At 62.8% G+C, this 13,894-nt stretch carries 13 protein-coding genes and 1 tRNA gene; 9 read left to right on the top strand and 5 right to left on the bottom strand.

All coding sequences use genetic code 11. The features are described 5' to 3' along the window. Positions 1-36: 36 nt before the first annotated feature. A complete protein-coding gene (locus ACSVDO_RS11700; RefSeq protein WP_489592258.1) occupies positions 37-573 on the top strand; it encodes a hypothetical protein in 537 nt (178 codons plus the stop codon). A 91-nt stretch (positions 574-664) separates the two neighbouring features. Here the strand turns inward: ACSVDO_RS11700 and ACSVDO_RS11705 are convergent. Then, positions 665-741: transfer RNA gene (locus ACSVDO_RS11705), tRNA-Met, on the bottom strand. A 666-nt stretch (positions 742-1,407) separates the two neighbouring features. On the opposite strand from ACSVDO_RS11705, the gene ACSVDO_RS11710 reads away from it, so the two are divergent. Beyond that, a complete protein-coding gene (locus ACSVDO_RS11710) occupies positions 1,408-2,805 on the top strand; it encodes a hypothetical protein (protein WP_489592259.1) in 1,398 nt (465 codons plus the stop codon). Between the two features lie 84 nt (positions 2,806-2,889). On the opposite strand, the gene icd is transcribed toward ACSVDO_RS11710, so the two are convergent. After that, entirely contained in the window at positions 2,890-4,152 is a 1,263-nt protein-coding gene (gene icd / locus ACSVDO_RS11715; RefSeq protein WP_489592261.1) for an NADP-dependent isocitrate dehydrogenase, read from the bottom strand. 209 nt (positions 4,153-4,361) lie between these two features. Between icd and ACSVDO_RS11720 the strand changes: the two genes are divergently transcribed. Next, positions 4,362-4,871 carry a DUF192 domain-containing protein gene (locus tag ACSVDO_RS11720; RefSeq protein ID WP_332548982.1) on the top strand — a complete coding sequence of 170 codons (510 nt, stop codon included), beginning with the start codon at positions 4,362-4,364 and terminating at the stop codon, positions 4,869-4,871. Positions 4,872-4,961: 90 nt separating this feature from the next. Here the strand turns inward: ACSVDO_RS11720 and ACSVDO_RS11725 are convergent, their stop codons facing one another. From ACSVDO_RS11725 to xseA, 3 genes are all read right to left on the bottom strand, one after another. Continuing rightward, positions 4,962-7,199 (bottom strand): NADP-dependent isocitrate dehydrogenase, encoded by a 2,238-nt coding sequence (locus tag ACSVDO_RS11725; RefSeq protein ID WP_332548981.1) that lies wholly within the window; start codon positions 7,197-7,199, stop codon positions 4,962-4,964. Between the two features lie 351 nt (positions 7,200-7,550). Next, on the bottom strand, positions 7,551-8,132 hold the full coding sequence (locus ACSVDO_RS11730; RefSeq protein WP_489592264.1) for a Fe-Mn family superoxide dismutase: 582 nt from the start codon (positions 8,130-8,132) through the stop codon (positions 7,551-7,553). Positions 8,133-8,320: 188 nt separating this feature from the next. Beyond that, a complete protein-coding gene (gene xseA / locus ACSVDO_RS11735) occupies positions 8,321-9,628 on the bottom strand; it encodes an exodeoxyribonuclease VII large subunit (RefSeq protein WP_489592266.1) in 1,308 nt (435 codons plus the stop codon). 140 nt (positions 9,629-9,768) lie between these two features. Between xseA and ACSVDO_RS11740 the strand changes: the two genes are divergently transcribed. From ACSVDO_RS11740 to adk, 6 genes are all read left to right on the top strand, one after another. After that, positions 9,769-10,398, top strand: a complete 630-nt coding sequence (locus tag ACSVDO_RS11740; protein WP_332539913.1) for a MotA/TolQ/ExbB proton channel family protein — start codon at positions 9,769-9,771, stop codon at positions 10,396-10,398. Positions 10,399-10,418: 20 nt separating this feature from the next. Then, positions 10,419-10,844, top strand: coding sequence for an ExbD/TolR family protein (locus tag ACSVDO_RS11745; protein ID WP_332539911.1), 426 nt, complete (start codon positions 10,419-10,421; stop codon positions 10,842-10,844). Positions 10,845-10,878: 34 nt separating this feature from the next. Then, a complete protein-coding gene (lpxK, locus tag ACSVDO_RS11750) occupies positions 10,879-11,871 on the top strand; it encodes a tetraacyldisaccharide 4'-kinase (RefSeq protein ID WP_489592268.1) in 993 nt (330 codons plus the stop codon). Positions 11,872-11,889: 18 nt separating this feature from the next. Then, positions 11,890-12,072: a Trm112 family protein gene (locus ACSVDO_RS11755; protein WP_332539908.1), complete on the top strand. Its 183-nt coding sequence runs from the start codon at positions 11,890-11,892 to the stop codon at positions 12,070-12,072. Positions 12,073-12,146: 74 nt separating this feature from the next. Then, positions 12,147-12,890: a 3-deoxy-manno-octulosonate cytidylyltransferase gene (gene kdsB / locus ACSVDO_RS11760; protein ID WP_489596391.1), complete on the top strand. Its 744-nt coding sequence runs from the start codon at positions 12,147-12,149 to the stop codon at positions 12,888-12,890. A 319-nt stretch (positions 12,891-13,209) separates the two neighbouring features. Then, complete coding sequence (gene adk / locus ACSVDO_RS11765) at positions 13,210-13,866, top strand: adenylate kinase (protein WP_332539907.1); 657 nt, start codon at positions 13,210-13,212, stop codon at positions 13,864-13,866. Positions 13,867-13,894: the final 28 nt, after the last annotated feature.

Consider the following 13,894-nt stretch of genomic DNA (forward strand, 5'->3'; position numbering starts at 1 on the left):
TCCCATTGCGCAACGCCACCCATTCGAGGGAGTCCAATGAGCATAGAACCTATAGGAGCCATTCGGCCTGCGCTGCCGCGCCTCAAAGCGCAGCCGAAGACGCCTGGTGGCGACAAGAATGACAAGGCCGCCGAAGCTGCCGGCGCAACGCCACAAGACACGACATACAACATCCGGCAAACCATCTCGAATCGCAGCAATGCTACTGTGGTTACGACCACAGTCACTACGACCGTCACAACGGTTGAAAGCGTGCCCGAGCCCGTGCACGAGTCCACCGTTGCGCGTTATTCGCTTTCACCCGGCACCCCCAACCCGCTCGACGCCAGGAACGAGGCCCAAGCCGGCGAGAGTGGCGCGGCGCCAGTGTCATACAGCCCCGGCGACAACGACGCGCAACTCGAACGGCTCATCGGTGATCTGGCCAAGTATTTTCACGCCATCGAAGCCGACCGATTGTCGCGCTTCCTGGCCAAGGCGAGGGCAGCGCGTTCAGCGCCGAGCATCAAAGGCGTACAGGCAGTGCAAGCTTACGCGGCCCAAGCCCAAGCTCCGACGATGCAGTCGCCATAGAGGGATACGCAGCAGGCTGCAGCGCGCATCACAATGCAAAAAGCCCACCGAAGTGGGCTTTTTTCCTGTTCCAGCCAAAGCCGGAACAAATTGGTTGCGCGAGAAGGATTTGAACCTACGACCTTTGGGTTATGAGCCCAACGAGCTACCAGACTGCTCCATCGCGCGGTATTTCTTCAGCAACAGGGCGAGGCCTGTTTGCATCTAGATGTCCATTCTAGCACACTGCCGCGCGAACTTTCCGGTCATGACGACAAATCGCGGGATGCCTCCACTCGACAACAGTTTTGTGCGTTAGTGCAAACCGTCCGGGCATGGCGCGGCAGCGGACGAGGCTCCGTGGCCGGTCCGGCCCTGCACGCCGACACGGACAGGAACGCTTTCGCGCGAAATCAGCTGCATACGAAAAACAACACGAGCATTGTTACAAACTAACAAAATAGTACTTTTGATAGTCTTGCTCTATACTTTTTTGGACTCCCTCGGCAGGCCCTGCCATCGCCAGTGGCTATCTGGAGCTTGCTCTTTTTAATTGACAATCCCATGCCAAATTTCAAAGCTGACAACGAACTCCCAAACGGCTCCCAAGACCCTTGCAAAGCCCAAAACGCTGACTCGCCGGAAGTACAGCGACAGGACGTGCAGGCGGTAGCCCCGCCAGCGTCCGCAAACATGGAGCCCTCGGCCCCGTCGCAACTTCGACATAGCACTACATGGGCCGAGACTGTCATCCGTCTTGGGCTGTCGATACATGTAGATACTCGCCAGCAGAATACAAACGGCATCGAGCCTACTTTTTCTCATTTGACCAGACATCCAGCTTGGGAAAATTTCATGCTGCTGTTTTCGTTTTGTATCGAGGACGACATAGGTGAACGCTTTGTCGACGACTATCTTGAACAGCTGGACTGGCAACAATTCATAGCCAATTTGGAAAATGGCCTGCACCTTCTGGATGAATGGCAGAGTACGCAAGAAAAATTGCTGGCATTGCGTCCGAGGGAAAATAGTTTAAATCTGACCCTCGATGAATATCCTCAGTTATGGATCCTGATCAAGAACTTGATAACCTTGCAAAAACAAGGCATTGAGCTGAACGACGTACTCACCACGACATCAGATAAATTAGCTCAAGTATTCGAAAAATTATCCCAACTATTCGATTTTCAAGAAGATGCTTACGAAACCGAAAGCTTTGACTCGTTGGAACTGCGGCTATTTAGCGCGGAGACACCGGCCCGGTCCGCCTCCCCCTACATGGAACTCTTGGTTTCGTCACAACTTAAACACATAACGCTTTGGAACGAAGGTGTTGTCCGAGCTGCGCTGTCCAGAAATGTGGACGCGCGACACCAGAATCCAGACGGCACGCAGGCCAGCTTTTCCCATCTGGCAGAACATCCAGCCTGGAAAAATTTCATGCTGCTGTTTTCATTTTGTATCGATGACAACGTAGGTGAACGTCCCGTCGATGAATATCTTGAACAGCTGAACTGGTCAGCAATCCTTCCCGAGTGGGAACGCGGGCTGCACCTTTTGGCGGCGTGGGAACGTAAGCAAGAGGATTTGCAGGCACTGCGCTCCGAGGAAAAATTTTGTGATTCAGTCCTTGATGAGCCTCTCTATAACGCCTTGGACATAGAGGAAATGGTGGAGGTGCAAACGCGCGGCATCCATCTGGACGGTGCACTCGCCCTTATCTCCAATGAATTGAGCGAGTTGTTCGAAAACCTGTCCCCACTTTTCAAGTTACAAGATTCAAAGGATGCGGGTACAACCCAAAGCCCGGACGACTCGAGCGATGATGAAGACAAGGATGACGGATTCGACACACCGGACAAAAACGATGGCCCCAGCGGATCCGATGACAGCAATGATGCAAGCCACAGCGACAGCACCACGGACGCAAAAGAACATTCCGACAACGCGCAGTCCCCGCCGGCACACGCGTATGCCGGCGCGCAGCGCTCGCTGGAGAACTTCACCATTGCAGTGACGACCCAGCTGGATGCCCGAGCCTTGCCCAGGGGTGGCGACAATGTGCGCGCAGACACCGAAGGGGCGCCTGAGATGGGCATGGTACCGCCAGCCGGCTGGGAACCGTCCCATGCCCTCTCGACATCGAGCGTGCTGCTCACAGGCAGTATGAGCCCCCAGCATCACCACCTGGCGGCCAAGGAATACCTGGTCGGCTTGCCACCGTTCGACTGGTTGTCCCCGCTGATCGCCTGATGCCAAGCGGTGTTCCGCAGTCAGGCGGAACGCGCGCCAGCAAATCGGTCAGGGTTGGGCGAGCGCACCGTGCCTTGGCCCCGCTCAGTCCATTTTTTCAATCATCACCGCGCCAAACCCGGAGCAGGAAACCTGGGTCGCGCCGTCCATCATGCGCGCGAAGTCATAGGTGACCTGCTTGCTCAGAATGGCTTTTTCCAGCGACTGGATGATCAGGTCGGCGGCTTCGGTCCAGCCCATGTGGCGCAGCATCATTTCAGCGGACAGGATTTCCGATCCCGGGTTCACATAGTCCTTGCCCGCGTACTTGGGTGCCGTGCCATGCGTGGCTTCGAAACAGGCCACCGAGTCCGACATGTTGCCGCCAGGCGCGATGCCTATGCCGCCCACCTGGGCCGCGAGCGCGTCGGAGATGTAGTCGCCGTTGAGGTTGAGCGTGGCGACCACCGAGTATTCGGCCGGGCGCAGCAGGATCTGCTGCAGGAAGGCATCGGTGATCGAGTCCTTGATGACGATGTCCTTGCCGGTCTTGGGGCTCTTGAACTTGCACCAGGGGCCGCCGTCGATAGGCTGGGCGCCGAATTCCTTTTGCGCCAGCGCATAGGCCCAGTCGCGAAAGCCGCCTTCGGTGAATTTCATGATGTTGCCCTTGTGCACGATGGTCACGCTGGGCTTGTCATTGTCGATCGCGTACTGGATGGCCTTGCGCACCAGGCGCTCGGTTCCTTCGATCGACACCGGCTTGATGCCAATGCCCGAAGTCTCGGGAAAGCGGATCTTCTTCACGCCCATCTCGTTGATCAAGAAATCGATCAGCTTCTTGGCCTTGTCGCTGCGCGCTTCGTATTCGATGCCCGCGTAGATGTCTTCCGAGTTCTCGCGGAAAATCACCATATTGGTCTTCTCGGGCGACTTGAGCGGCGAAGGCACGCCCTTGAAGTACTGCACCGGGCGCAGGCAGACATAGAGGTCGAGCTCCTGGCGCAGCGCGACGTTGAGCGAGCGTATGCCCCCGCCCACGGGCGTGGTCAGCGGACCCTTGATGGAGACCACGTATTCACGCAGCACCTGCAGCGTTTCCTCTGGCAGCCAGACGTCGGGACCGTAGACGCGCGTGGCCTTCTCGCCGCCGTAGACTTCCATCCAGTGAATCTTCTTCTTGCCGCCGTAGGCCTTGGCCACGGCTGCATTCACCACCTTGAGCATGACCGGCGTGATGTCCTGGCCCGTGCCGTCGCCTTCGATATAGGGAATGATGGGCTCGTCCGGCACGTTCAACGACATGTCGGCGTTCACCGTGATCTTCTGGCCTTGGGCGGGCACCTGGATATGCTGGTAGCGGGTCATTGACAAAATTCTCCGGTGAGAACGCTGAATTCATTCAGCAAGGGGAAAAGCCCCACGATTCTAGCGACAAAGTCCTGCGAGTTTGCACCAAGATGGCGCATGGCCGGCTGCCGGATTTTGCCGCCCTTGCGCGACAGCGAGAGCCCCGATTCTGGCAGACTGCATGCATGCCTCTTTCTTTCATGCATCGTCTGAACAATTTCCACGCCATGCCTGCCTCTTCCGCCCGCTCCACCGCGCTGCGCCTGCCTTTGCGCCGCCCTGCCCTCGCTCTTGCCGCCGGCCTGCTGGCGCTGCTGGGCGCCGTCGTCACCCCCCAGGTTTCGGCCCAGGACAAGCCTCAGTTGCAGCTGCCGCGCACCGAACTGCGCGCGGGCATGTTCCGCATTGACGCCCAGGTCGCGCAGACGTTCAACGAACGCCAGACCGGCCTGATGCACCGCCAGGAAATGCCGGCGCACGAAGGCATGCTGTTCGTGTTCGAGCAGCCCGCGCGCCAGTGCTTCTGGATGAAGAACACCTTGCTGCCGCTGACGGCCGCTTTCGTCGCCGACGACGGCACCATCGTCAACCTGGCCGACATGCAGCCGCTGAGCGAAGCTTCGCACTGCTCGGCCCAGCCGGTGCGCTATGTGCTGGAGATGAACCAGGGCTGGTTCGCGCAGAAGAATCTCAAGGCCGGCGCCAAGCTCACGGGCCGACCGTTCACCAGCCGCTGACCGGCAAGAACGCAAAAAAGCCGGCGGCTGCTTTCGGCAGCCGCCGGCTTGTTGTCTTCAGCCGCGCCCCGCAGGCGGGACGCTGTGGCTTCAGGCCTTGGCCGATGCCAGTGCGGCGTTCAACGTCGCGCTGGGGCGCATTGCGGCATCGAGCTTGGCCAGGTCGGGCTGGTAGTAGCCGCCGATGTCGACGGGCTTGCCTTGCACGGCCAGCAGTTCGGCGACGATGGTCTGCTCATTGTCAGCCAGCTGCTTGGCCAGCGGCGCGAACTGGGCAGCCAGTTCGGCGTCGTCGGTCTGTGCGGCCAGTGCCTGGGCCCAGTACAGCGCCAGATAGAACTGGCTGCCGCGGTTGTCGAGCTGACCGGTCTTGGGCGAAGGGTTCTTGTTGTTGTCAAGCAGCTTGCCCGTGGCTTCGTCCAGCGTCTTGGCGACGATCTTGGCCTTGTTGTTGCCGTTCTTGATGCCCAGGTCTTCCAGCGACACCGCCAGCGCCAGGAACTCGCCCAGCGAATCCCAGCGCAGGTGGTTCTCTTCGACCAACTGCTGCACATGCTTGGGAGCCGAGCCGCCGGCACCGGTTTCGTACATGCCGCCACCGGCCATCAACGGCACGATGGACAGCATCTTGGCGCTGGTGCCCAGTTCCATGATGGGGAACAGGTCGGTCAGGTAGTCGCGCAGGATGTTGCCGGTCACCGAGATGGTGTCCTGGCCGCGGATCACGCGCTCGAGCGTGTAGCGCATGGCGCGCACTTGCGACATGATCTGGATGTCCAGGCCCGTGGTGTCGTGGTCCTTGAGGTAGGTCTCGACCTTCTTGATCATCTCGGCTTCGTGCGGACGATAGGGGTCGAGCCAGAACACCGCAGGCATGCCCGAGTTGCGCGCGCGCGTCACGGCCAGCTTGACCCAGTCGCGGATCGCGGCGTCCTTGACCTGGCACATGCGCCAGATGTCGCCGGCTTCGACGTTCTGCGACAGCAGCACTTCGCCCGTGGCCAGATCGACGATGTTGGCGACGCCGCCTTCGGGCAGTTCGAACGTCTTGTCGTGCGAGCCGTACTCCTCGGCCTGCTGGGCCATCAGGCCCACGTTGGGCACGGTGCCCATGGTCACGGGGTCGAAGTTGCCGTTGGTCTTGCAGAAGTTGATGACTTCCTGGTAGATGCGGGCGAAAGTCGACTCGGGGATCACGGCCTTCGTGTCCTTGGGCTTGCCGTCGGCGCCCCACATCTTGCCGCCGATGCGGATCATCGCGGGCATGGATGCGTCGACGATCACGTCGTTGGGTGCGTGCAGGTTGGTGATGCCCTTGGCGGAGTCGACCATGGCCAGCTCGGGACGGTGCTCGTGGCAGGCGTGCAGGTCGCGGATGATTTCCTCTTTCTTCGAGGTCGGCAGCGTCGCGATCTTGTCGTACAGGTTGACCATGCCGTTGTTGACGTTCACACCGAGTTCGTCAAACAGCTTGCCGTGCTTCTCGAAAGCTTCCTTGTAGAAGATGCGCACGGCGTGGCCGAAGACGATGGGGTGGGACACCTTCATCATCGTTGCCTTGACGTGCAGCGACAGCATGACGCCGGTCTTGCGCGCATCTTCGAACTGGTATTCATAGAAGTCGCACAGCGCCTTCTTGCTCATGAACATGCTGTCGATGATTTCGCCGGCCAGCAGGGAAACCTTGGGCTTGAGCACCAGGGTCTTGCCGCTGGTGGTCACGAGTTCCATCTTGACGTCGCGCGCATGGTCCAGCGTCATCGACTTTTCGCCATGGTAGAAGTCGCCGTGCAGCATGTGCGCCACGTGGCTGCGCGAAGCCATGCTCCACTCGCCCATGCTGTGGGGGTTCTTGCGCGCGTAGTTCTTCACGGCCGCAGGTGCGCGGCGGTCGGAATTGCCTTCGCGCAGCACGGGGTTCACGGCGCTGCCCAGGCACTTGGAGTAGCGCTTGAGGATGGCCTTGTCTTCATCGCTCTTGGGATCTTCGGGGAAATCGGGCACGGCATAGCCCTTGCCCTGGAGTTCCTTGATCGCGCTGACCAACTGGTGCACCGAAGCGCTGATGTTGGGCAGCTTGATGATGTTGGTCTCGGGCAGCAGCGTCAGACGACCCAGCTCGGCCAGGTTGTTCGGGACCTTCTGTTCTTCGGTCAGGTATTCGGGGAACTCGCCCAGAATGCGTGCCGCCACCGAGATGTCGCTGGTTTCGACATTGACGCCCGCGGGCGCGGTGAACGCACGCACGATAGGCAGGAAAGCGCTGGTCGCGAGGCGCGGCGCCTCATCGGTCAGGGTATAGATGATGGTGGATTGCTGGGTGCTCATCTCTTGTCTCAGGTAGTAAAAGGGGTCTTCAAGCCGCCGGCCAGCCTCGCGCCGCGCAGTCCGATGGAGTGATCCAGGAGGATTGTGCGCGCGCCGCAAAAACTGTTAGCAATTTTTTGCAACGGGTTCTCACAATGCAAAAATTCTAACCCGAGCCGGCCGCATTTTTCTTATGTCTTGTATAAGAGTTGGTCTTTCTCCCCGCTTTACCGACTGGGACAAACCCGAGGCAGGGCCGAAAAATATTTGCCGCAGTGCAGCAATTGCGTGTAGCAGCGGCCGAAAAAAAAGCCTGAAGATTGCTCTTCAGGCTTTTCGTCAGGTCACGGGCAGCATGCTGCCCGGCCATGCTCAGGCGAAGTTGGCTTGCGCGAACTTCCAGTTCACCAGCTTGTCGAGGAAAGTCTCGACGAACTTGGGACGTGCATTGCGGTAGTCGATGTAGTAGGCGTGTTCCCAGACGTCGACGGTCAGCAGGGCCTTGTCTTCGGTCGTCAGGGGCGTGCCGGCAGCGCCGGTGTTGACGATGTCGACCGAGCCGTCGGCCTTCTTCACCAGCCAGGTCCAGCCCGAACCGAAGTTGCCCACGGCCGACTTGACGAAGCTTTCCTTGAAGGCGGCATAGCTGCCCCACTTCTGGTTGATCGCGTCGGCCAGCGCGCCGGTGGGCTCGCCGCCGCCGTTGGGGGTCATGCAGTTCCAGAAGAACGTGTGGTTCCAGATCTGGGCAGCGTTGTTGTAGATGCCGCCGGACGAACGCTTGATGATCTCTTCGAGGCTCATCGATTCGAATTCCGTGCCCTTTTGCAGGTTGTTCAGGTTCACGACGTAAGCGTTGTGGTGCTTGCCGTAGTGGTACTCGAGCGTTTCCTGGCTGTAGTGGGGAGCCAGAGCGTCAATCGCGTAAGGCAGTGGTGGCAGGGTATGTTCCATGGTGTTTTCCTCGTGGTGGTTTGAATTCTTCACAGCCCGGGCCTTGCGGCCCGCAGATCTGATGGGGCCCGGGCACGCGGCGCAGTCCTCACAGCAGACATTGTAGGAACAACCGCGGGCCGCGCGCAGCATATGCTTTTAGCTGCAGCCATGTTTGGCCCGTGTCCGACAGCCGCTGCACGGTTTCTCTACAGCAAGCGCGGATGGACAACGGTCAGATCGATGTCACCGTCCGACAGCGAGGCGCGCAGTGCATCGCCGGGCCGGGCCTGCGCAACGCGGGTAACTGCCTGGCCCTTGGCATCGGTCAGCAGCGCATAGCCGCGCTGCAGCGCATGGCGCGGATCGAGCAGCTCCAGGCGCAGCGCCGCGCGCTCCAGCCGGCGCTGCTGGGTTTCAAGCCCGCGCTGCAGGCCCTGGGGAATCTGGCGCGCGAGCTGCTGCTGGATATGCTGCTGGCGCTGCAGCCGCAACTGCATCGCATGGCGCAGGCGCTGGGCGCTGCGCGCGAGCTGCAGCTGGTTGCGGCCCAACTGGCCCGAAGGCCGGCCCAGGCGCTGGCTTGCATGGTCCAGCCGCTGCTGCTGGCGGTCCAGGTGGCGCTGGGCGGCCGCCTGCAGGCGCTGCGCGCCCTGGGCCAGCTCGGCCAGCCAGCTGTCGCGCGGCAGCGACACCAGTTCGGCCGCGGCCGTGGGCGTGGGCGCGCGCAGATCGGCGCAGAAATCGGCGATGGTGAAATCGGTCTCGTGGCCCACGCCGCTGACCAGCGGCACCGGGCTTTGCACGATCAGCCGGGCGAGCTGCTCGTCGTTGAATGCCCAGAGGTCTTCCATGGAGCCACCGCCGCGCACCAGCAGGATCACGTCGATACGCGGTGCCGACGGTTGCGCGTCAGCCTCGGCCATGCGGTAGAGCTGGGTCAGCGCGTCGCGCAGCGACTGCGGCGCGGCCGCGCCCTGCACCAGCGCCGGCACCAGCACCACAGGAATGTGCGGCACGCGCCGGCGCAGCGCCGTGACCACATCGTGCAGCGCGGCCGCGCCCAGCGAGGTCACCAGGCCTATGCCGCGCGGCATCGCGGGCAGGCGGCGCTTGCGCTCGGCGTCGAACAGGCCTTCGGCCTGCAGCTGGGCCTTGAGGCGCAGGAACTGCTCGAACCATGCACCCTGGCCCGCGCGCTGCAGGCTGTCGACAATCAACTGCAGATCGCCGCGCTGCTCGTAGACGCCCAGCTTGCCGCGCAGCTCGACGAGCTCGCCGTCGCGCGGCGAAAAATCGAGCTGCATGGCCGCGCGGCGGAACATCGCGCAGCGGATCTGGCCCTGCGCATCCTTGATGCTGAAATAGCAGTGGCCGCTGGCGGCACGCGAAAAGCCGGTGATTTCACCGCGCACCGTGACCGGGTTGAAACGCGCCTGCAGCGCATCGGCGACCGCCCGGCACAGCGCACCCACTTCCCAGACCGTGGCCCGGGGCGGCTCGGAAAAATCATACATACGGAAAAACGCTTTCTAAAAATGCCCGCGGTGCAGGCCCGCTCTCCAGCGCCGCGCAGCATTCGTTGGAACTTTGCATCCGTGGGGCTCGGCGCCTGGGCCATAATCCCGAGCTGCACCCCTTCGCCTGGAGAGAGTAATTGCTGTCGATCATACAAGCCGCAGGTTGGCCCATCTGGCCATTGATTGCCTGCTCCATCCTGGCGCTGGCGCTGGTTTTCGAACGTTTCATGGCGCTCAAGACTGCCCGCGTCGCGCCCCCCCAGCTGCTTGACGAAGCCCTTGCGGTCTCGTCCAGGGGCGTGCCCGCACCCGATGTGGTGCAGCAGCTCGCGCAGAACTCCACGCTGGGCGAAGTGCTGGCCAGCGGCCTGCGCACGCTGCATGTGCACCCCGCGGCTTCCGAGGAGGAGCTGCGTGCGGCCGTCGAAGGCGCGGGCCGCGCCGCGGCGCACAAGCTGGAAAAATACCTGAGCGCGCTGGCCACCATCGCTTCGGCTGCGCCCCTGCTGGGCCTGCTGGGCACGGTGATCGGCATGATAGAGATCTTCGGCTCGCAAGGCGGCAGCGCCGCGGCGGGCAGCGGCGACCCGGCGCAGCTCGCGCGCGGCATCTCGATCGCACTCTACAACACCGCCTTCGGCCTGATCGTGGCGATTCCCGCGCTGATCTTCTGGCGCTATTTCCGTGCGCGTGTCGACGAATACCTGCTGACGCTGGAGCTTTCAGCCGAGCAGTTCGTGCGCCACCTGTCCCGGCTGCGCAAGTAAGCCAAACCGAGGCCTGCCCGATGAATTTCCGTCCCCGCCACCGCGACGAGCCCGAGATCAACCTGATCCCGTTCATTGACGTGCTGCTGGTGGTCCTGATCTTTCTGATGCTGTCGACCACCTACAGCAAATTCACCGAACTGCAGCTCACGCTGCCGGTCGCCAACGTCGAGCAGCAGCGCAACCGCCCGCAGGAAATCATCGTTTCCGTGGCCGCGGACGGCCGCTATGCGATCAACAAGACCGCGCTGGCCGACACCAGCGTCGCCGCCCTCACCCAGGGCCTGGCCGGGCTGGCGCAGGCCGGCCCCGAAAGCGTGCTGATCATCAGCGCGGACGCCACCGCACCCCACCAGGCGGTGATTTCCGTGATGGAAGCCGCACGCCGTGCGGGCCTGTCGCAGATCACGTTCGCGACCCAGTCGTCCAAGCCCGAGCGGCGCTGAGCGCGCCTTTCGCCGGCCGGCCGCTCTTTCCCTGATGGCCTCTTCCTCCCAGCTGCCGCACACCGCCTGGCGCCGACGCGGGCCGCTGGCCTGGGCGCTGTGGCCGCTGTCGCTGCTCTACGGCGCGCTGGTGCGCCTGCGCCGCGCGCTGTATGCGGCCGGGCTGCTGCGCCGCCAGCATGCAGGCATTCCCGTGATCGTGGTCGGCAATGTGATTGCCGGCGGCGCGGGCAAGACGCCGGTCACGCTGGCCGTGGTGCGCCATCTGCAGCAATGTGGCCTGGCCGTGGGAATCGTCTCGCGCGGCTACGGCCGCAGTACCCAGGACTGCCGCGAGGCCAGACCCGACAGCCCGGCCGACAGCGTGGGCGACGAACCCGCGCTGCTGGCGCGCACCAGCGGCGCGCCGGTGTTCGTCGCGCGCGCGCGCATTGACGCTGTTCGGGCGCTGCGCGCGCAGTATCCGGCCACGCAGGTCGTCGTCTGCGACGACGGTCTGCAGCATCTGGCGCTGGCGCGCGATGTCGAGCTGTGCGTGTTCAACGACGAAGGCACGGGCAACGGCTTTCTGCTGCCCGCGGGCCCGCTGCGCGAGCCCTGGCCGCGCAAGGTGGACATCGTGCTGCACGCGGGCGCACGGCCCACGGGCAGCGCCCCCGCATTCGCGCTGCAGCGCCGGCTCGCAACCCATGCGCACAATGGGCGCGGCGAACGCATTGCATTGACCGCGCTGCGCGACCAGCCGCTGCACGCGCTGGCGGCCGTCGCCCGGCCCGCGGACTTTTTTGCCATGCTGCAAGCGCAGGGCCTGACGCTGGCCGTGACCGAGGCTTTGCCCGATCACTATAATTTTGAGAGCTGGAGCGGCATGAACAGCAAAGCCCAAGCGCTGATCTGCACCGAAAAGGACGCAGTCAAGCTGTGGGCGCTGCGCCCCGATGCCTGGGCCGTGCCGCTGGAAATATCCATTGCCGAGGGATTCTTCCCTGCCCTGGAGCAGGCTCTCTCACTATCATCGAAACACTGATCTTCTTTTCCTACCGCCATGGACGCCAAATTCCTCGAACTGCTCGTCTGCCCTGTGACCAAGGGCCCTCTGACCTATGACCGCGAGCGCCAGGAACTGGTCTCGCGCAGCGCGCGCCTGGCCTATCCCGTGCGCGACGGCATGCCCATCCTGCTGGAAAACGAAGCGCGCACCCTGAGCGACGAGGAAGTCGAAGCGTGACCACCAGCACCCATCCCCACCCCGCGCCCGCGCTGTTCACCAGCAGCGGCTTCACGGTGCTGATTCCTGCGCGCATGGCATCGAGCCGCCTGCCCGATAAGCCGCTGGCCGACATCGCGGGCCTGCCCATGGTGGTGCGCGTCGCCCAGCGCGCGCTGCTGAGCCAGGCGACGAAAGTCGTGGTCGCGGCGGACGACGAACGCATCATCGAAGCCTGCGAAGCCCATGGCGTGCAGGCCATTCTCACGCGCGCCGACCATGCGAGCGGCAGCGACCGCCTGGCCGAAGCCTGCGAACAGCTGGACCTCGACGGCAGCGACTGCGTGGTCAACGTCCAGGGCGACGAACCGCTGATCAACCCGCAGCTGATCGACGCCGTGGCGCGCCTGCTGGCCGACCGCCCCGAAGCCAGCATGGGCACGGCCGCCCACGCGATCGACACGCTCGAAGACTGGCGCAATCCAAACGTGGTCAAGGTGGTCTGCGACGCCCAAGGCCTGGCCCACTATTTCAGCCGCGCGCCGATACCGTTCGCGCGCGACCACGCCAACGAGGCCTGGTGGAGCAATCCCGCGGCGCTTGGCGGCCATGCGGGTTTCGCACCGCTGCGCCATGTGGGCATCTACAGCTACCGCGCAGGCTTTCTGCGCAGCTTCCCCCAGCTGGCGCCCGCGCCCACCGAAGCGCTCGAAGCGCTCGAACAGCTGCGTGCGCTGTGGCACGGACACAAAATCGCCGTGCATGTGACGCAGGAGGCGCCGGGCGCCGGTGTCGATACTCCAGCCGACCTCGAGCGCGTGCGCGCGCTGCTGGGCTGAGCGCCATGAGAGGGCAACATGCAACGATTTGCGCTCGCGGCTTGCATAAATCTCTATGATTTCAACCACTACTTTCTGAAATAACAGAAAATCAAAACAACTCGCAAATTCAGGGAGTGCACGAACAGCGCAGGCGCCAGCGCCTGACTGGCCACTTTGCCCGGCAGCGCCGGTGTCACGAATCCATCCGCTGCGCGCAGTCCACAAGGCTGCACGCGTGCTATCCTTGCCGCGAAAAAACGCGACATGGCCTGCGCCGGCGCAGCTGCCGGCAGGGCCCATCGTCGCCCAAAAATATTTCAACACTTCGAGGATTTCCATGAAACTGATTTTGTTGGGCGCTCCCGGCGCCGGCAAAGGCACACAGGCTGCTTTCATCTGCCAGAAGTACGGCATCCCGCAAATCTCGACCGGCGACATGCTGCGGGCTGCCGTCAAGGCCGGAACGCCTCTGGGCCAGCAGGCCAAGGCCGTGATGGACGCGGGCCAGCTGGTCAGCGATGAGATCATCATCGGTCTGGTCAAGGAACGCATACAGCAGGAAGACTGTGCCAACGGCTTCCTGTTCGACGGCTTTCCGCGCACCATTCCCCAGGCCGATGCCATGAAGGCCGCGGGCGTGAAGCTCGATTACGTGCTGGAAATCGATGTGCCGTTCGACGCCATCATCGAACGCATGAGCGGCCGCCGCTCGCACCCCGCTTCGGGCCGCACCTACCACGTCAAGTTCAACCCGCCCAAGGTGGCCGGCAAGGACGACGTGACCGGCGAAGATCTGGTGCAGCGTGAGGACGACAAGGAAGAAACCGTGAAGAAGCGCCTGCAGGTCTACAGCGACCAGACGCGTCCGCTGGTCGACTACTACCGTCAATGGGCCGAAAAGGACGCCGCACAGGCGCCCCAGTACCGCGCCATCAGCGGCATGGGCACGGTCGAAGAGATCACCGCGCGCGCGCTGGCCGCCCTGGCCAGCTGATTGACACTGCCGCCGCAAGAGGCCGCAC

This window comes from Comamonas sp. DB36, from assembly GCF_057914905.1.